This window comes from Coxiella endosymbiont of Ornithodoros maritimus (assembly GCF_907164965.1).
Taxonomy (GTDB): domain Bacteria; phylum Pseudomonadota; class Gammaproteobacteria; order Coxiellales; family Coxiellaceae; genus Coxiella.
This window is the reverse complement of sequence record NZ_CAJRAM010000101.1, coordinates 1-18,273: the sequence shown is the minus strand read 5'-3', so window position 1 is coordinate 18,273 and position 18,273 is coordinate 1. Positions and strand designations below refer to the sequence as shown.

Sequence of the window (18,273 nt, the reverse complement as noted above, 5' to 3'; positions counted from 1 at the left end):
ACCCACCCGTGGTGAAGCGTGAAAAACTTAAAAACCCGTCGTCCTCCCGCGGGGGCATCTGCTGTATTAATTGAAGCATACAAAACCTTCACGGCCGAGTCGGGAGGATCCTGGCTAAAAGGCTAAGAAAAGCACCATCGGTGTTTTTCTTAGCCTTTTAGCCAGGACTCCCGTGGCTTCGGCCGTGAAAGCCCTCGATTCTTTGTCTGTCGGTAGGCAGCCTACGCACGGAAACGACAGACATTTTTTCAACTACTTGATATTCCCTCTTTACCTCGCCCCCTTAAGTTGAGCTCTAGGTACCTGCGCGGAAAGGACGGGTTTTAAGTTTTTAGTCTTTACCACTTGGATAACGATAGGGTGAGGCTTAGAGCCTTTTGACCTCTCCCGTTGGGGTGGAGAAGAGGGGTTGTATCAGTGAGAATTTTATTACTTCCCTACTCGGTCGATTTCTTTTTGAAGGTTCTGCTGTGAGGTGGCGCCTGGTATAAAACCGAATTTGGCTAACGTTTTGTTTCCAATAACGAACGTCGGGGTGCCCGCTAGCTCCAGCGATTGAGCTAATTGGAAATTATCACGCAGTTGTTTTTGAGTAGCAGGATTGTCCATCTCTTTCTTTAGCTGAGCGAGATTTAATCCTAATTTTTCTGCGGTTTTGAGGGTGATTTGTTCTGATAATTGTCCGTCAACACTAAGCAGCGCGTTGTGGAAATCATAGTATTTTCTTTGTTTAGCGGCTGCCAATGATGCTTTGGCAGCATATTGTGATTGGCCGCCAAAAATGGATAGTTCTTTGAAGACAACGCGGAGGTTTTTATTTCGTTTCACGATAGATTGGATAACGGAATTCATAGCTTTGCAATAACCGCATTGATAATCGAAAAACTCAACTAATGTAACATTCCCTTGCGGATTGCCTGCCACTGGTGAGGTGGGGTCGTTAAATAATTGTTTTGCATTTTCCTTGATTGCTTTTGCGGCATGTTCCTGTTGTTGTGCTTCTGTTTGTTTTTGCCACGCTTGGGATGCTTCTACTACAACTTCTGGGTGGTTGACTAAATAATCGTGGATGATGCTTTGTATGTCTTTGACTTGTTGGGGAGAAAAACTGGATTGAGACGAGCCGGCTATCGCCACGCCTGCGGTCAAGGTTCCGGCTAAAAATAATGAAGTCAAACAGTTCTTCACGATCTATTCCCCTTAGAGTTAAAAATTATTACTCTGTCATAGTGGTTCGAATTTTCTGCATGGCGTTTTTTTCAAGCTGCCGAATACGTTCGGCAGAAACAGCGTATTGTGCTGCTAATTCATGAAGCGTTGATTTTTTTTCATTTAACCAACGCTGACATAGAATATCTCGACTTCGATCATCCAACAATTGCATTGCATCGTGCAATCGGTGCTCCTGATCGTCAGCCCAGTTGCTGCGTTCCAATTGCAGGGCTGGATTGTAGCGTTTGTCTTCAAGATAATGCGCAGGGGCGCCCCAACTGGGGGTACCGCTGTCACTTTCTTCGTCAGCGCCGTCAAAGGCTTCATCGTAACTATTTAACCTTTCTTCCATTTGGCGCACGTCTTCCGCGCTGACATTTAATTCTTCTGCCAATGTAAAAGCTTCGTGATCGCTAAACCAGCCCCGTTTTTTGGCGTGTTTGCGCAGGTTGAAAAAGAGTTTTCGCTGCGTTTTGGTCGTAGCAATTTTAACGATACGCCAGTTCTTCAGAATAAATTCATAAATTTCTGCGCGAATCCAATGCACAGCGAAAGACACTAATCGTACACCGACTTGAGGGTCAAAGCGCTTGACCGCCTTCATTAAACCGATGTTACCCTCTTGAATGAGGTCTGCTTGCGAGAGGCCATAGCCTGAATAACTGCGGGCAATTCGCACGACAAACCGCAAATGCGAAAGCACTAATTTGCGGGCAGCTCCTAGGTCGTTGCTTTGTCTGAATTTATTAGCTAAGTCGTATTCTTCCTCTGCACTGAGCAGCGGTATGCGGTTCACCCAGCTGATGTAGCTACCTATACTCCCAATTGACAACGGGCGTTCTTCAACGCGTGTGAGAAATTGGCTCATGGCTTATTTTGCTCAAAATTTGAATATGTTATTTAATTGAGGGCTCATTCTAACAGCGTTTTTGAAGAAGTGCTATACCAACTTAATCCATTGACACTTCCCAGCTTTTCTACCAAGAGTGCCTGTCATTTCGCAGTCGTATTACTTAGTGCAAGCCCCGATTAAACAGTCGGCAAAATCTAAGGCATTTTTTTGTAGATTTCTAAAGCTACCCAGGCGATGTCAGAATTTTCGAAAGAAAATTAATCAGTTTTTAATACTGCTTCAATGATTGTTATAATTCCTTTTCTTATTGTATAACAATCTTCTAGTATCCATGTCAGTTTGCATAAAACAATGAGGCTGACAAAGACTTCTTTGTGGCGTTGGATATAATTGAAGGTGCGATGTGCTTGTACGTCATTATCGCGGACTAAAACTCGTACAAGAAGGTTAGTATCAACGGATTTCATGGTTTTTACAATACCGTAGATTTGTTTGACACCGGGGGTCTTTGCGGCCACGATAACTTTCCCGTCAGGCTCAATAACAAACTCAACCTTATCGCCGGTATCGATACAGAGAAGTTTTTTTAATTACATTTGGCAAAGTAATTTGCCCTTTACTGGGGAGTTTTGCTTGTGCCATTGTAATTCTTTACAGTTAAGTACACTTCATTATGGCGTAGGAAATTAGAAGCGACAATTTCTTTTTCTAGCAAGAGAACCTGAGAGACGCGTTTCTTTCTAGAGGATGTTGCATAATTTTGCTTTTCGGGATGTCTTTTCATAAATACGGCCAAATTTACTGTGAATATGGCAGAGTGTTTAAAGACGTTCTACGGCGTTAAGTGCCGATAAATGACGAGCCAGGAGGAGCCGCATAGAGCCCCATGAGGATAGCAATTAAAATAATAGAAACTCCCGTTTTTATGCTTAATCCGTGGATAACATAATGGTAATTGTAAGTGGCCACTAGCAGTAAGGTTGGGGAGGCGGTTTCTAACAGTAAAATACTTACCAAAAACCACGCTACCCAGCCGCCTAGGAAGCCGTAAAAAACCGCGATATAAAAGCGGGCACCAATGAAAGAGGGTGTTTTGCCCCGAACCAGCTTGAGAATGGTAATTTCTTGCCGATAATTGTCCGTGGCGAGGCGAAGAGTGTTACCGATAATGAGAAAACACCGACGCTTAATAGAATTGCTAAAGTGTCCGTTATGCGTTGCCCAAGCGTAATCAAGTGGTGTGAGCGTTCCACCCATGTAAAATCTAATTGCGCAACCTTCAACCAGCGGTAAGGTTTTTAAATTCAATAGTAACTTTTATAATGCGGCAGGATTATTTGTAGTAGGGATAATGGTGAGCACTGGCGGTAGCGGATTGGATGAGAGGGTGTTAATAACATCATCCAACCCCATCGATTTTTTTAACTCACTAAGCCCATTTTCTGCGGAAGTATATTGGATGTTTGAAATATCGCTGCGATTCTTAAGTTGGGCAATCACTTGGTTTATTTTTGAATCGGGCGTATTTAATTTGAGGTAAAGTGAAATAGTAGGCTTTCCATTCCATGGTGTACTCAAAGTTTGGAAATTTTGTAAGAATAAATAAAACCCTGTCGGTAAAGCCATTGCTACTCCAATAACAGCGATTGTCATTATGCTGGCTAAGGGCGTCCGAATTAGTTCTCCCAATCCATAAAGGCAAGCGCGGCTATGATTAACGATCCATAACATTAAACGATTAAAACATTTTTGATCGCGTTTATTCATTCCACTAACCACCCTTCTTTTACAGTAATGATCCGATAATTTAATGGAGCAATGAGTGACAAATCGTGGGTCGCGAAGAGAATCGTAACCCTTACGGCATTGAAAGCTTCAAACAAACACATAATTTCTGAAGATAATTCGGGATCTAAATTTCCCGTCGGTTCATCGGCAATGACTAACATCGGTTTATTAATAATTGTGCGCGCGATACCGATGCGCTGCTGTTCATCAGTAGATAAAGAAAAAGGGTATAATTTTTCTTTTTTTAATAAACTGACTTTATCCAATGCGGCGTCTTAAATAAGGAGTTTCTCTCTTAGATAAGCGCGATAATGTGAAAGAAATATTATTTAAGCGCTTGGTGCCCATTGGGATAATTTTTGGTGACGTTGACAAAACGGATCACAAATGATTACTCCTTAAACAAAGCAGCGATGAATTCTTTCGCATTAAAAGGTTTTAAATCCTCAATTTTTTCGCCAATTCCGATAAAGCGGATAGGTAGTTGCATTTTTTTGGTGATGGCAAAAATTACGCCGCCTTTAGCGGTACCGTCTAATTTGGTGATGGCGATGCCAGTCAAGCCGATGTGTTCGTGGAATTGTTCCGCTTGATTAATTGCATTTTGTCCCGTGCCGGCGTCGAGCACTAATAACGTTTCCTGTGGTGCGTCGGGATTAATTTTTTCTATTACGCGCTTAATTTTTGCCAGTTCGTCCATGAGATGGGATTGCGTATGCAATCGACCCGCTGTGTCGGCAATTAGAAGGTGGCAATGCCGCGCCGTGGCCGCTTTCATGGCATCGTAAATCACCGAAGCACTGTCGGCCCCGGGTTGTTGAGCGATCACAGGAGCATTATTATGCTTTCCCCATGTTTGTAATTGTTCAATGGCTCCTGCACGAAAAGTATCGCCTGCTGCCAGCATCACCAGTTTTTTTTGTAATTGATAAAAATGAGCGAGCTTTGCAATGGTGGTTGTTTTTCCTACACCATTCACTCCGACGGTTAAAATAACAAAGGGCGATGCGTTAATTTCTAAGAGTTTTTGGCAAGGCTCCAATATATTGAGTAACTCGATTTTTAAAGCATCAATTAATGCATTAGGATCGGAAAGTGATTTTCGAGCCACTTGTTGGGAAAGATTATTAAGAATTGATTGAGTGGCTTCTATTCCTATATCCGCGGATAATAGGATCATTTCCAATTCCTCCAACAAAGAAGCATCGATCGTTTTCTTTCCAAGCACGAGGTTGCTTAGCCCATCCGTCAATCGGCTGCGTGTGCGCTTGAGACTTTCATTAAGTCGGCCGAACCATCCTTTTTTTGGTTTTGAAGTTTCGTTATTTTTATTGAGCGGCGGTTTTGATTTTGAAAAGCCGAACATCGGTGGAATTCCTGTTAAAAAGCGTTACAATGCCTGTATGCTATCGTAGCATGTAAACTATTCAGGCACCTAACGTGCGTGCAAGGCTGCAAACGTCAAACGTCCAGTTTTGAGCCGAAGTGGGACGCAAAGTTCGCGAAGAGCGCCCGCGCGCAGTGTATACGAATACAATGTGAGCACTTTGAGCGGATTTTTCGTCCTAGATCGGCCAAAAATGGGCGTTTCTATCCACAGGCTGAACAGTTCATAGCATGGAACGTTAAAGTGGAGCAGAGCCGAGCTGATGAGCAGTACATAGATACAGATACCGCTGGATTATTAGTTTATTACTGATGGTGTGTTTTGATTTTGTGCAAGCCGGTTCTATCCATACGTATCAGTTAGACAATGGGCTTAAATTAATCGTCAAAGAAGACCATCGAGTGCCGATGGTCTTTACTTCCGTGTGGTACAAAGTCGGTGGTAGTTATGAGCACAACGGCGTTAGCGGCATTTCGCACGTATTAGAACACATGATGTTCCGCGGCACTCAAAAATACCCCGCCGGTGCGTTTGAAAAAGAAATCAGTGATGTAGGTGGTGAACAAAACGCCATGACCGCTGATGATTTTACCGTTTATTTTGAACGCTTAAGTGCAGATCAGCTGCCCACGGCCTTCCGATTAGAAGCCGATCGTATGCACAATTTAGTATTGAGTAAAAATGATTTTGATAAAGAAATCCAGGTCGTGATGGAAGAGCGGCACATGCGTTATGACAATAATCCCACGAGCTTAGCATATGAACGTTTTATGGCAGCAGCGTTTGTTAATAGTCCTTATCACCACCAAGCCATTGGATGGATGACCGATTTGCAACACATGACAGTGCAAGACGTGCGAGATTGGTACCATGCGTGGTATGTTCCCAATAATTCCATTGTCGTAGTTGTCGGTGCTGTAAATCCGGAACAAATATTAGCGTTGGTGAAAGCATACTTCGGCCCATTGGAAGTAAAACCAGTACCCCACTTAAAACCGCGGATTGAAATTCCACCCTTGGGTACAACGTCTGTTAAGATCGAAGTGCCTGCTCGGTTACCAATGATCATGATGGGTTATCAAACGCCGTCGTTAACCACGACAAAAGAAAAATGGCAGCCGTACGCGCTTGATGTATTGTCTACTTACTCTGTTGCTGTTGGGCGGCAGAGGTAGTTCGCGTTTTTCGCGCGATTTAATTCGCGGGAAACAAATGGCGAGCCAGGCTGCAATGGACTATCAACTTTATCAACTGCACAGTAATCAATTTGTTTTATTTGGAATTTCGGCGCGAGCTCATTCTATTACTGAATTAAAAGAGGCATTTACCAACGAAATTAAAAAGCTTCAAACGGACCCGGTGAGCGAAGAAGAACTCAAGCGCGTGAAAGCACAAGTGATCGCGCAAAATATTTATAATCAAGATTCGTTAATGAATCAAGCGATGGACATCGGAGGGGCAGAGGTGATCGGTTTATCCTGGCAATCTTCGCAAGATTATGTGAAAAATATTGAGGCGGTAACGGCGAAGCAAATACAACAAGTCGCTCAATTGTATTTAATTCCGCGCCACCTTACGATTGGGGTTTTGCAACCGACAGGCGAACCCACTCAACCCCCTCGTTCAGCCGTTATCGGCGGGGTTACACTGATGTGTTTGCTCATTGTTATCATCAGTTTATTCATTTCATTGAACCTTTTTGCGAGTGAATCCACACCCCTTGTAAATATTCAACATTGGGACACAAAAAACGGTGCAAAGGTTTATTTCGTTCGAGCGTCGGAAATTCCAATGCTGGATATTCAAGTCGTGTTTGCGGCTGGTTCGTCGTACGATGGTCAGGCGTGGGGGTTGGCTTCATTTACTAATTCAATGTTAGCGGAAGGAACGGCAACGCAGAATGCGGATCAAATCGCCGCGGCTTTTGACCGCGTCGGTGCTCAATATCCTAATGGTGTTGATCGTGATATGGCGATGCTCAGTTTGCGAAGTTTAACGAGACCGGATTTTTTGAAACCGGCACTAAAAGCTTTTGCTGATGTCTTGGTCGGGCCTACTTTTCCGCAAAAAGCTTTTATTCGAGTGAAGCACCAACTGCTGTCCAATATTGAATACAATGAACAGTCGCCCAATGTTGTAGCTTCAAAAGCTTTTTATTCGGCTATTTATGGAACGCACCCGTATAGCCATCCCCCCGAGGGAACGATAAAGACCATTAATGCCATAACGAATGATGAAGTGAAATCGTTCTATCAAAAATTTTACGTCGCCAATAATGCTAACGTAGTGATCGTCGGCGATTTAACTTGCAAACAAGCACAAGGAATCGCCGCACAAGTGATTGGCGCTTTGCCAACTGGAAAACCGGTGCCGGTGCTACCCAAAGCGATAACAGCAAGCGGTATGTTGCGGCGACAGATCCCTTTTTAGCGCAACAAACCACCATTATTTTAGGACAAGTGGCCATTAAACTGGTCAGCGCTGATTATTTCCCTTTGGTGGTCGGCAATCAGGTATTGGGAGGATTGCCTTTATCCTCTCTTTTATTTGAGCAAGTGAGGAACCAACGCGGATTGACTTACGGGGCTTATAGCCAATTGGCGCCGTTAAAATACGGTGGTCCTTTTTATATTTCTTTACAGACCGGCAAAGATAAAGCAGTCGATGCCTTAAAAATCACCCAGTCTGTTTTGCAGCATTTTGTAGAAAAAGGACCTACGTTATTGCAACTACAAGCGGCGAAAAAAAATATCATCGGTAACCTTCCATTGCAATTGTCCACGAATGCAAGCGTGTTGGCGAATGTCACTAATATGGTTTTTTATGGGTTGCCATTAGATTATTTAGATACTTATCGTCAGAATATCCGAGCGGTAGATACGCAGCAAGTGACCGCGGCATTCCAGAAGACTATTCGCCCTGCCCAGTTAAGAATCGTTGAAGTAGGATCGTCAACTCCCCTGAAGGGGGAGAGGAATAGTGGGAGGCACCCTATCATTACCACAAGCGGGAGTGACGAAACCCAAAATTAAGATGGCTGGGACTTGAAGATAATGATATAAATGGCCTTGAGGATTCTTATAATATTTTTCTAAAGCTAAAAAATGGGTGGTAAACTAAGAATCATTGGAGGAAAATGGCGCAGCCGAAAAATTGATTTTCCGGATTTATCCGATTTGCGCCCCACCACAGATCGCATTCGTGAAACCTTGTTTAACTGGTTAGCCCCTTATATCGTTGATGCGCATTGTCTGGATTTATTCACCGGCAGTGGTGCCCTGGGACTCGAAGCCTTATCTCGTGGAGCGGCACAAGCCACCTTTGTTGATCATTCACGTTATTTGGTTGATAAATTGAGGAAAAATGTTGAGATTTTACAAGCCAGCAATGCTCAAGTACTTTGCGGAGATTTTGCAAGCGTTATCCCTTCTTTAACCGCAACTTCTTACAATATCGTGTTTCTCGACCCCCCTTTTTATAAAAACCTTGTCGAAAAAGCCGCTCTCCATTTGGAAGACAGCAAGCTATTGGCCTCGAATGCTTTTATTTACGTAGAAACTGAGAAAAATCTAAAGCCATTGCCCCTTCCCAAAACTTGGAAAATCTATCGTGAAAAAGCGACTTTAAGTTTGGCCTATTACTTATTCGAACATCTTCCTCACAAGGAGGGTTTGAAAAAGGGTAAGATACGGGAAATAACGCCAATTTCCCGTATTCCGCTTCGCTCACACGTATATGGATGGACCCACCCTTGTTGTTAACAATCAGTTTTGATGAAAAGAAGCGGTTGCATTACCAAGTATTTTAATATCTTTCATGGCCCTGCTCCTTTTTTTAAAAATAGAAACTCTATGTTGGCGCATTATAACGCCCTCTTTAAGGGGGGGTACTTTTCATTGGTCTACTTTCTACTTCAAGGGGTTTCCAAATTTTTGTGGGAGTTAATATTTTGTTCAGATTTTGAAGGTAAAATGTATTTTTTAAATTGAAACGAATATAGATTAATGTCACGATTGCCCCCCTAAAACCAAGAGAGGAAGGAGAAAAGGAGCCGGAAATTAAATACGAATTTAGCGACGCGTACTTTTTTCAGCAGAAGAAAGAGACTTATGAACTAACTATTGATAAAGGTTGGGAGTTACTTTTTCCTTTCCCGTCAGACTTTGATCGATTAACGGTAATACAAAAAATTAAGTTGTTAGAAATTAAAAACGGTGGTGGTCAGTCCCTTAATCAATTATTAGTGAAAAACTTATCCCAGAGGAAAGCTAAGTATTTAGATTTTTTCCCACCCTTCAAGAATTTTAGGGAGAAAGCAAAAGTGGCCGGAATAAATGGGAAAGAATTTTTCAGTTAGTGCGGGGAATATATCCTTATCTCAGAGGGGCAAAAAAGATTTATTTACTAACTTGCCGAAGTAGTTACTAATTTGTGAACTGCTGGTTGTGGTAAATGCTATTGAGCAATGGTTGGAAAGTTTAGGGAAAAACCTACGGGATGGAAAGAAGGATGGATATTGTTTGATTTATTAATCGTCTTTTGTAATTCTGATTTTTTACGCCTAGATGGAATTCTTGAAATGTTAGAGAAGACTAATAGTCGCTATCGAGCCTGTGGGCATCTCACGATGGATCGATCGGGAGGGGATGCTGAGAAAGGGGTAAGAATTAGAGAAAATATGTGGAGTTGTTGGTTAGTTTAGTTGAAAAAGATTGTAATTTATTGAGTCGCGTCCAACAATTGTTGGATAACACAACCAGTCAAGGAGAATGACTCTCCGAATGCGCGTTTATTTCTTAACCTTCAATCTCCAGATTTTGTAGGACGTTTTACGGAAGAATTTAAAAAAATAGAAAAATCAGGAAGAGAAACAATTGTATTGTGAGAGGCGCAAAGATTTAGCTTTTGAAATAGAGATGAACAGCCTATTGAAAACATATTATAATAAAGAAATGGACCTGTGCCCCCGGAATTTAAATGGATTTTCTTTTCCTCATCGTAATTCTAATAGGACTATTACCTGGTTGGAATTTATTGTCGATGAATCTTCACAAGAATAGAATGCTTACTTATTTGAAGCGTTTTAATTATTTCCACGAGAACAACACTTATAAAGTGACTTTGCCGAGATATTATCTGAAAAAAGCCTTATTAAAACATGTTGTTCTAATTTTACATGGTTACAGCGCCTCTCCGGCTGAATTTAATGTTTTATTTCCCTTGGGAAAAAGGAGAAATTCCTTTTTATTCGCCACAATTGGTCGGTTTTGGCATTGGTTCAACACATTTGCTCGAAGTGACTACTGCGGATGACCAATTACGTTACACTATTACTATTACCTCGTATTAAAAAGCGTTGCCGAGAAGGTCTCGATTCTTGCTCACTCCAGGGGAGGGCTTTTGGCCTTCAAAATAGCTGAGCAATATGCGGTCGATAATTTAATTTTATCTGGCCCTAATTTAACTGCTTTAAAAAGTGATCTCCGTATTCGTCGCTTATTGTTGACTCCTATAATGAGACAATTTATCCAACTTTTTAGACCTTATTTCGCTAAGCCGATTCGTACGGGTCATAGCACTAATGTTAGATGCATTAGATCCAGCAGACGTTAAATCTACCTTTCATTTTACAACCTTGCTTACACGCAGTGTGTTATTCATTTGGAAATTACAAGAATCATTGGATTTAAGTAAAATGAAATATGGTTGCTGCTATTTGCTTTATGGGAAATATCATTAAACCGTGGATATCGAGGAAATCAAAACTCTACTTGCTGATTATCATTTAACTTATTTACAGGTTACCAATATGAAAATTCTGCCCGTAACATTTTTGAAGATTGTGGTAAAGAAAAAGCAGCAAGAGACGTCATTAATATTTTGAAGGCGTTTAATTCAAATGAATGACGGTTTGTTTTCCAAAATAAATTTACTTCTTGTCTGTAATTAGAGTGGTGCTGCCTTCGACGACTGCCCATCTGCTATATGAGATTCATTTTATTTTTACTTGGAATTACGATTACTAAACGTCTAAATTCTCCACCGCCAACGCATTTTGTTCAATAAAAAGGCGACGAGGTTCGACTTGGTCGCCCATTAGGGTGGTAAAAATTTCATCGGCCATGACGGCGTCTTCAATACTCACGGATAATAAACGACGATTTTCGGGATCCATCGTGGTTTCCCAAAGCTGGTCGGGATTCATTTCACCTAACCCTTTGTAGCGTTGGATATTCAGGCTTTTTTTTCCTTCCTCGATCAACCATTCAAGCGCTTCGCCAAAATGAGTAATTGTTCGGCGTTTGTCGTGCCGCACGATATAAGCTCCCGGCTCGATGAGTCCAGAAATTTTGTTATATAAATTAATAAAATGACGGTAATCCGCACAGCCGAAAAATTCTTGATGGAAAAGGTGTTGCTGTGCGAGGCCATGATTAATAATCGTAACTATCGGTAAATACAACTCCCGTTCGTCGTCTTTTTTGATGATGGTTTGATAACGCAGGGTATTTTCTGTTTTGGGTTTGTTTAACTGTTCCTCCAACCGCTGTGTCCAAGCAATGACTTTTTTCTCCTCACTCAAATCTGCAGTGGTTAAAGGGGGAAAGTTCAGCAGCCGTTTTAGTATATACAGAGGGTAGCGTTTACCCAATCGATTAATACTTCGCATTGCAGTGCGATAATGGGCCGCCAAGCTCTCTAGCGCAGAACCTTGGATAGCGGGCGCTTGAGGTGCCGGATGAAACTGAGCGCCGTCCAACGCCAATTGGAGCAACAACGCGTCTAAAGCGAGATCGTCTTTAACGTATTGTTCTTTCTTACTTTTTTTAACCTTATATAGGGGGGGTTGTGCAATGTAGATATGGCCACGCTCAATGAGCTCAGACATCTGCCGATAGAAAAAAGTGAGTAGCAAAGTGCGGATATGTGAACCATCGACGTCGGCATCGGTCATGAGGATAATCCGATGATAACGAAGCTTATCAGGATTGTATTCTTCTTTACCAATACCGCATCCAAGGGCAGTAATTAACGTGCCGACTTCCGCAGAAGAAAGCATTTTGTCAAAACGGGCCTTTTCAACGTTTAAAATTTTACCTTTGAGGGGCAAAATGGCTTGATAGCGTCGATCACGCGCTTGTTTAGCCGAACCGCCAGCAGAATCACCTTCTACTAGGAACAACTCGCATAGAGCGGGATCTTTCTCTTGGCAATCGGCTAGCTTGCCAGGCAGTCCTCCCAAATCTAATACGTTTTTACGTCGCGTCATGTCCCGTGCTTTGCGGGCAGCTTTTCTGGCACGAGCAGCATCGATGACTTTCATTGCAATGATTCGGGCTTGTTTAGGGTTTTCAAGCAAGTAATCGTGTAATTGTTTAGCAACGGTAGATTCAACCACGGGTTTAACTTCTGAAGAGACCAATTTATCTTTGGTTTGCGATGAAAATTTTGGATCGGGCACTTTAACTGAAAGGACTACCGTTAAACCTTCGCGGGTATCATCCCCGTTGATAGTGAGTTTGCTCTTTTTAGCCAGTGCTTCTCCTTCAATATAGTTGTTGAGGGTACGCGTGAGAGCAGCTCGGAAACCCGCTAAGTGGGTGCCGCCGTCATTTTGAGGGATATTATTCGTAAAGCAAAAAATGGTTTCTTGGAATCCATCGTTCCACTGCATGGCGACTTCCACGACGATATCGTTCTTTTCAGTGGAAAAATGGAAGACGTCTGAATGAATGGGGGTTTTTTTCTTATTTAAATGTTCAACGAAAGCTTTTATGCCACCTTCGTATTCAAATGTATCGCCTCTGCTTGTGCGCTCATCTGTCAATTCAATGCGGATACCAAGATTGAGAAAAGCAAGCTCCCGTAGCCGTTTTGCGAGGATATCGTAGTGAAATTCCGTGTTACTAAAGATAGCATTGCTGGGTTTGAAACGGATTTCAGTACCCGTTTTGTCACTTTTTCCGGTTACTGTCAAAGGAGCTTGCGGGACACCCATTTTGTAGGTTTGGTTATAGACGTTACCGTTTTGGCGAATAGTCATATAGAGTTCTTCTGATAAGGCATTAACCACTGAAATACCGACGCCGTGGAGTCCGCCGGAGACTTTATAAGCATTTTTATCAAATTTACCGCCTGCGTGAAGCAGCGTCATAATAACTTCGGCGGCAGATCGGCCTTCTTCTGGGTGGATATCTGTGGGAATGCCCCGGCCGTTATCCCGTACGCTGACAAAACCGTCAGCATGAATAGTGATCCAGATATGGGTGCAAAAACCTGCTAGGGCTTCGTCGATAGAGTTATCAACAACTTCGAAGACCATGTGGTGAAGCCCGGAGCCATCGTCAGTATCGCCAATATACATCCCGGGGCGTTTGCGAACGGCATCTAAGCCTTTTAGGACTTTAATAGTGGAAGAGTCATATTTTTGTGGTGCACTCACGCTCATTATCACTCCGTGCTAAGGTTAGGGGTCATTGTGTTCCAAGTGATTTTTTAGGGTCGAATTATACCATAGATTGGAGCTCCTGTGAGGATTTTTTTATAGGATTAAATTATTTAACGATTTGATTTTAAACTAAATAAGTCATAGGTACTTTTATATGAAATCCTATTTAGGTTCCGCGTGAAACATTGGTTCGGACTTGTTCTATCTAATCCTGTAGCCTGTATTCCGCTTCACTTCATACAGGCTACATATACCTCTCCTCCCTAACTTGAGCTGTTCGACATCTCATTAGGGGCATCTTGCCTTGAAAAGACAGTTATATATGAATAATTACGCCTGTTGTTTTCCAGCAAAATCTGACCCACTACTGAGCGTTGAAAAGCTCAAATTAGAGAGAAGTGAGGTATAGCGGTGACTTTGCCATGTTCCACGTGGAACATGGCGCTGTGAGAGGGGAGGTTTATGTCGTTGGGGTCAATTCCCGAAATGAATACCTGAGATTCTAGACAATTAACTAAATCAATCACGCGATCGCGTTTATTCGCATCCAATTCGCCGGCTAAATCGTCGATTAAATAAATGGGACTAATGCCAGTTTTTTCTTTAAGGAGAAGTCCCTGAGCGAAATACAAGGCGTAAGTAACCAGTTTTTGTTGACCTTGCGAAAGGATATCTTGAGCAGGAAGATCGCGAAGGGTTAATCGAAAATCCGCACGTTGTGGACCGGCTTGTGTGTAGCCCCGTTGAAGATCTTTTTTCAGGTTAATTTGGAGTTGCTCCATTAAAGAATATTCCTCTGACCACCCACGGAAATAGTGACCGATTAAAGAGTGCGCTGGCAAAAATTTTTGAAGCATCTGGGTAAATAAGGGTTTAAATTCTGTAACTACATTTTGACGCAATTGATGAAGTCGTTCGCCATCCTCGACTAACATTTTGTCCCAATGAATAATTTCTCCTAGTGGAAGTTTCGCTTTAAGCGCTGCATTGCGCTGTTTTAATGATCGCTGTGAGCGTTGCCAAATCGGAAAAAAGGAAGGTTCCACGTGAAACATTAACCAATCCAAAAATTGACGTCGGGCTCTGGGGCCATCGAGCAAAAAACGATGGCTCATTGCGCTTAAAGAACAGAGGGGTAGTCGCTTTGCCGCTAAAAACCAACTCGAAGCAGTTTCGCCATTAATTCTTAAACATCGATCGCCGTGACGGTCCCTTTCTACACCAAGTGGGATAAATTGTGTGCCGTTGTAAAGGATAATAAAAATTAAAAATCTATCAGTATTGTCTTGAATTAAACGTTGAGAAAGATGAGTGCGAAATGAACGCCCTACACTGAGGTAATAGATTGATTCGAGAATGCTTGTTTTCCCAACACCGTTTTGACCAAAAAAAAAGTTAAATTGAGGATGTGGCGTGATGTTGACATCCGGTAAATTTCGGAATTGATTAATTTTTAAGGACTCAATATACGGCATTTGACTATAGGCGCATAGGCATAACCACAAAAGCGCTATCCGATGGATTCTCGACTTCGTTGATTAAAACGCTGCTATCGGGCGTTGAAAAGGTTAATCGCATGTTTCCAGAGTTAACTATATTTAGAATATCGAGCAAATAACCGACATTAAAACTAATGTCTAAATTTTCTCCCGTATAGTCGATATTAATTTCTTCTTCGGCGACTTCTTGTTCTGGATTGGTGGCTAAAATTCGCAATAATCTTTGTCGAAGCTCGAAACGGACCCCTTTAAACTTTTCATTGCATAAAATAGCTGTTCGACTGAGGGCCTGTTTTAGAATATCCCGATCAATAACAAATTCTTTATCGCCACCCTTCGGAATAACGCGCTCACAATCCGGAAAACGGCCCTCAATTAATTTAGAAGTAAACGTAAAATCGTTAGTAGAAATACCGATGTGATTATTCCCAATTCGAATAGTGGCTAGTACTTCATCTTCCCCGAGTAAACGCAAGAGCTCAATAATTCCTTTACGTGGGATGATAATTTGTAAACGGTGCTCCGTGTTTGTTTGAACCAGTAAAGTATTAGCGGCTAGGCGGTGCCCGTCAGTGGCGATAGCGCGTAATTTGTTAGGGTAAGTTTCGAGCAATAAACCGTTCAAATAATACCGAACGTCCTGTTGGGCCATCGCAAAATGGGTTCGGTACAAGAGATGGCGAAACGTGCCTTGAGGGAGAGAGAGTTCAAGCTGACTTTCACGTCTTTCTACAGCGGGGAAGTTTTCCGAAGGCAGAGTAGAAAGCATGAAGCGACTGCGGCCCGAGCGAAGAATAATTTTTTCTTTATCGCGATAAAGCTCGATAAGGGCGTTGTCAGGCAAAGAGCGGCAAATATCCATTAATTTTCGGCCAGGAAGGGTGAGGCGATAAGATTCTGTTGAATTTTTATTCAATTTGGTTTGCCCAATGAGCTCGACTTCAAGGTCGGTACCTGTAATAGAAAGTTGATCCGTTTCAATAGAGAGCAGAACATTGGAAAGAATAGGTAAGGTCTGTTTGCGTTCGACAACCCCGATAACCAATTGTAACGGTTTTAATAATGTTTCGCGGATCAAATTTAATTTCATAGACTCCCCCCCCCCACCTAAAAAAATATTAGTACTTTAAAATAAATGCCTTAGTGTTATTCTCGATAAAGTTGTAAAACCCTCAATACTACTTTTCACACTTCCTCTCCCGGAAACGGGAGAGGCTAGGAAAGGACAAAGAAGCGTGGTAGTTAGTTTTTAAAAACCCGCTCCCCCTAGGGAGAGGTGACAGTTCTTTTAGCCAACTTCTCTTTACCTCGACAAAATCCGCATCAGATTTTTATAATCTTCTAAGATATCCAGCGACGTAGCAAGTAATTCTTTTAGTTTGCGACAGGCGTGTAAGACTGTCGTGTGATCTCTACCTCCAAAAGCATCACCAATTTCAGGAAGGCTGTGATTAGTAAGCTCTTTGGCGAGAGTCATGGCCATTTGTCGGGGGCGCGCGACGGAACGATTGCGTCGTTTTGCTAATAGATCGGCCACTTTGATCTTATAATATTCAGCCACCGTTTTCTGGATATTTTCAGTGGTGATCAATCGAGCTTGAAGCGTGAGTAGATCCTTGAGTGCCTCACGGGCGAAGTCAACCGTTATCGACTGCGCCGTAAAGCGGGCATTGGCGATCACCCGCTTTAAAGCGCCTTCCAATTCCCGCACATTGGATTGAATATGCTTGGCGATGAAGAAAGCAACTTCGTGGGGAAGATGTACCTTCAATTGTTCTGCTTTTGAGACCAAAATGGCCACCCGTGTTTCCAATTCGGGTGGCTCAATGGCGACGGTCAAGCCGCATCCAAATCGAGATTGGAGACGCTCCTCTAACCCAATAATTTCCTTGGGGTACCGGTCACAGGTTAAGATGATTTGCTGTTGACCATCCAATAACGCATTAAAAGTATGGAAGAATTCTTCTTGTGATCGATCCTTGCCTGCAAAAAATTGAATATCATCAATTAACAGCGCATTTAAAGAGCGATAGAAGCGCTTAAACTCATTCATCACATTGTGTTGCAACGCTTTGATCATATCAGCAACAAATCGTTCTGAATGGAGGTATAAAACTTTTTTACTCGAATCTTTTCTCAAAATAGCGTTGCCAACAGCGTGCATTAAATGTGTTTTACCAAGCCCGACACCTCCATAAATAAAGAGCGGATTATAAGCTTGTCCGGGATTTTCAGCTACCTGGGTGGCGGCCGCTCGTGCTAATTGATTCGATTTACCTTCGACGAAACTATCAAAAGTAAAATTATTATTGATATTTGCTTGGGTGTGAGAAATCGTGGTGCTCTCAAGGGAAGGCGCTGCGTTTCTATGAGAGGGCTTATGGTAATTTTTGATTGGAGTTTCTGTAAACTTACTTCCTATTTGAAGTCTTATTTGAGGAGGTGTGTCGGACAGCTCATCCAAAAGTTCTGTGATGCGGTTTAGAAAACGCTCATTGATCCAATCCAAAACAAATCGGTTCGGTGCGAGTAGTAGTAAACCATTTTGTTTGGATTCGATAGCATGCAGCGGACGAATCCAGGTGTTATATTGTTGCGGCGGAATTTCGTCTCGCAAATAACCGAGACATTTATCCCACAATGAGGTTGGTAATGACATAATCGTGCAAATTCAGAAATTTTAGAGTTTGTAAGGCACCTATTCTATCTCGCTGTGGATAACTTATCTAGGGTGGAAAGAAAAGAAATTAAAGCTTTAATTGTTCATATTCTTAGCGAATTGGCCTTAGAATAGAAGTAACCTAATGAAAAGTGCCCCTCCTTAAAGAGGGCGTTATAATGCGCCAACATAGAGTTTCTATTTTTAAAAAAAGGAGCAGGGCCATGAAAGATATTAAAATACTTGGTGTTGGTATTTATTGCAAAAGGGGTTTTTCAACTGTGTGGGATTGATGAGTGGGGTAAGGTGATCCACACGAGAGGGGTTAGGCGCTCAATATGTGTCCACTGTGGCAAGGCCTTAAGGTGGCTTGTGTGGTTGATAGAAGCGTGTGGAGGCGCGAACCATTGGTATCGGGTTCATGGG

Annotated in this window: 12 protein-coding genes and 6 pseudogenes; 8 read left to right on the top strand and 10 right to left on the bottom strand. The window is 42.3% G+C overall.

All coding sequences use genetic code 11. The features are described 5' to 3' along the window. Positions 1–429: 429 nt before the first annotated feature. From OWO34_RS08755 to ftsY, 6 genes and pseudogenes are all read right to left on the bottom strand, one after another. Positions 430–1,188 (bottom strand): DsbA family protein, encoded by a 759-nt coding sequence (locus OWO34_RS08755; RefSeq protein ID WP_267257218.1) that lies wholly within the window; start codon positions 1,186–1,188, stop codon positions 430–432. Between the two features lie 28 nt (positions 1,189–1,216). After that, the gene (rpoH, locus tag OWO34_RS08750) at positions 1,217–2,080 is read right to left on the bottom strand and encodes an RNA polymerase sigma factor RpoH (protein ID WP_267257217.1); all 864 of its coding nucleotides are present in this window, start codon (positions 2,078–2,080) and stop codon (positions 1,217–1,219) included. Between the two features lie 242 nt (positions 2,081–2,322). Further along, on the bottom strand, positions 2,323–2,583 hold the full coding sequence (locus tag OWO34_RS08745) for a PIN domain-containing protein (protein WP_267257216.1): 261 nt from the start codon (positions 2,581–2,583) through the stop codon (positions 2,323–2,325). 303 nt (positions 2,584–2,886) lie between these two features. Continuing rightward, a pseudogene (locus OWO34_RS08740) lies at positions 2,887–3,832 on the bottom strand (cell division protein FtsX). After that, a pseudogene (locus OWO34_RS08735) lies at positions 3,829–4,238 on the bottom strand (cell division ATP-binding protein FtsE). The pseudogenes OWO34_RS08740 and OWO34_RS08735 overlap by 4 nt, the downstream one beginning before the upstream one ends. Positions 4,239–4,244: 6 nt before the next feature. Beyond that, positions 4,245–5,219 (bottom strand): signal recognition particle-docking protein FtsY, encoded by a 975-nt coding sequence (gene ftsY, locus OWO34_RS08730; protein WP_267257215.1) that lies wholly within the window; start codon positions 5,217–5,219, stop codon positions 4,245–4,247. Positions 5,220–5,551: 332 nt separating this feature from the next. On the opposite strand from ftsY, the pseudogene OWO34_RS08725 reads away from it, so the two are divergent. The 6 genes and pseudogenes from OWO34_RS08725 to OWO34_RS08695 all read left to right on the top strand — a co-directional run bounded on the left by OWO34_RS08725 (position 5,552) and on the right by OWO34_RS08695 (position 10,980). Continuing rightward, positions 5,552–6,891 (top strand): annotated as a pseudogene (locus tag OWO34_RS08725) (M16 family metallopeptidase). A gap of 140 nt (positions 6,892–7,031) precedes the next feature. After that, positions 7,032–8,272, top strand: a pseudogene (locus OWO34_RS08720) (M16 family metallopeptidase). A gap of 72 nt (positions 8,273–8,344) precedes the next feature. Next, positions 8,345–8,923 (top strand): annotated as a pseudogene (rsmD, locus tag OWO34_RS08715) (16S rRNA (guanine(966)-N(2))-methyltransferase RsmD); the annotation flags it as partial. Positions 8,924–9,705: 782 nt separating this feature from the next. Continuing rightward, a complete protein-coding gene (locus tag OWO34_RS08705) occupies positions 9,706–9,942 on the top strand; it encodes a hypothetical protein (protein ID WP_267257214.1) in 237 nt (78 codons plus the stop codon). A gap of 474 nt (positions 9,943–10,416) precedes the next feature. After that, positions 10,417–10,590, top strand: coding sequence for a hypothetical protein (locus OWO34_RS08700; RefSeq protein ID WP_267257213.1), 174 nt, complete (start codon positions 10,417–10,419; stop codon positions 10,588–10,590). A 231-nt stretch (positions 10,591–10,821) separates the two neighbouring features. After that, complete coding sequence (locus tag OWO34_RS08695) at positions 10,822–10,980, top strand: hypothetical protein (RefSeq protein ID WP_267257212.1); 159 nt, start codon at positions 10,822–10,824, stop codon at positions 10,978–10,980. Positions 10,981–11,262: 282 nt separating this feature from the next. On the opposite strand, the gene gyrB is transcribed toward OWO34_RS08695, so the two are convergent. The 4 genes from gyrB to dnaA form a co-directional block, all read right to left on the bottom strand. After that, positions 11,263–13,689 carry a DNA topoisomerase (ATP-hydrolyzing) subunit B gene (gene gyrB / locus OWO34_RS08690; RefSeq protein WP_267257211.1) on the bottom strand — a complete coding sequence of 809 codons (2,427 nt, stop codon included), beginning with the start codon at positions 13,687–13,689 and terminating at the stop codon, positions 11,263–11,265. A 383-nt stretch (positions 13,690–14,072) separates the two neighbouring features. After that, positions 14,073–15,164, bottom strand: a complete 1,092-nt coding sequence (recF, locus tag OWO34_RS08685) for a DNA replication/repair protein RecF (protein ID WP_267257210.1) — start codon at positions 15,162–15,164, stop codon at positions 14,073–14,075. Positions 15,165–15,168: 4 nt separating this feature from the next. After that, positions 15,169–16,278, bottom strand: coding sequence for a DNA polymerase III subunit beta (gene dnaN / locus OWO34_RS08680; protein WP_267257209.1), 1,110 nt, complete (start codon positions 16,276–16,278; stop codon positions 15,169–15,171). A 213-nt stretch (positions 16,279–16,491) separates the two neighbouring features. Further along, the gene (gene dnaA, locus OWO34_RS08675; protein ID WP_267257208.1) at positions 16,492–17,847 is read right to left on the bottom strand and encodes a chromosomal replication initiator protein DnaA; all 1,356 of its coding nucleotides are present in this window, start codon (positions 17,845–17,847) and stop codon (positions 16,492–16,494) included. An 18-nt stretch (positions 17,848–17,865) separates the two neighbouring features. Here dnaA and OWO34_RS08670 point away from each other — a divergent pair, with 18 nt between their 5' ends. Continuing rightward, a complete protein-coding gene (locus OWO34_RS08670; protein WP_267257219.1) occupies positions 17,866–17,982 on the top strand; it encodes a hypothetical protein in 117 nt (38 codons plus the stop codon). Between the two features lie 89 nt (positions 17,983–18,071). Next, a pseudogene (locus OWO34_RS08665) lies at positions 18,072–18,273 on the top strand (IS110 family transposase); the annotation flags it as partial.

Coding starts and splice junctions, on each gene's coding strand:
- rpoH (WP_267257217.1), bottom strand. CDS start 2,080: ATGAGCCAATTTCTCACACGCGTTGAAGAACGCCCGTTGTCAATTGGG.
- ftsY (WP_267257215.1), bottom strand. CDS start 5,219: ATGTTCGGCTTTTCAAAATCAAAACCGCCGCTCAATAAAAATAACGAA.
- OWO34_RS08705 (WP_267257214.1), top strand. CDS start 9,706: ATGGTTGGAAAGTTTAGGGAAAAACCTACGGGATGGAAAGAAGGATGG.
- OWO34_RS08700 (WP_267257213.1), top strand. CDS start 10,417: ATGGTTACAGCGCCTCTCCGGCTGAATTTAATGTTTTATTTCCCTTGG.
- OWO34_RS08695 (WP_267257212.1), top strand. CDS start 10,822: ATGTTAGATGCATTAGATCCAGCAGACGTTAAATCTACCTTTCATTTT.
- gyrB (WP_267257211.1), bottom strand. CDS start 13,689: ATGAGCGTGAGTGCACCACAAAAATATGACTCTTCCACTATTAAAGTC.
- recF (WP_267257210.1), bottom strand. CDS start 15,164: ATGCCGTATATTGAGTCCTTAAAAATTAATCAATTCCGAAATTTACCG.
- dnaN (WP_267257209.1), bottom strand. CDS start 16,278: ATGAAATTAAATTTGATCCGCGAAACATTATTAAAACCGTTACAATTG.
- dnaA (WP_267257208.1), bottom strand. CDS start 17,847: ATGTCATTACCAACCTCATTGTGGGATAAATGTCTCGGTTATTTGCGA.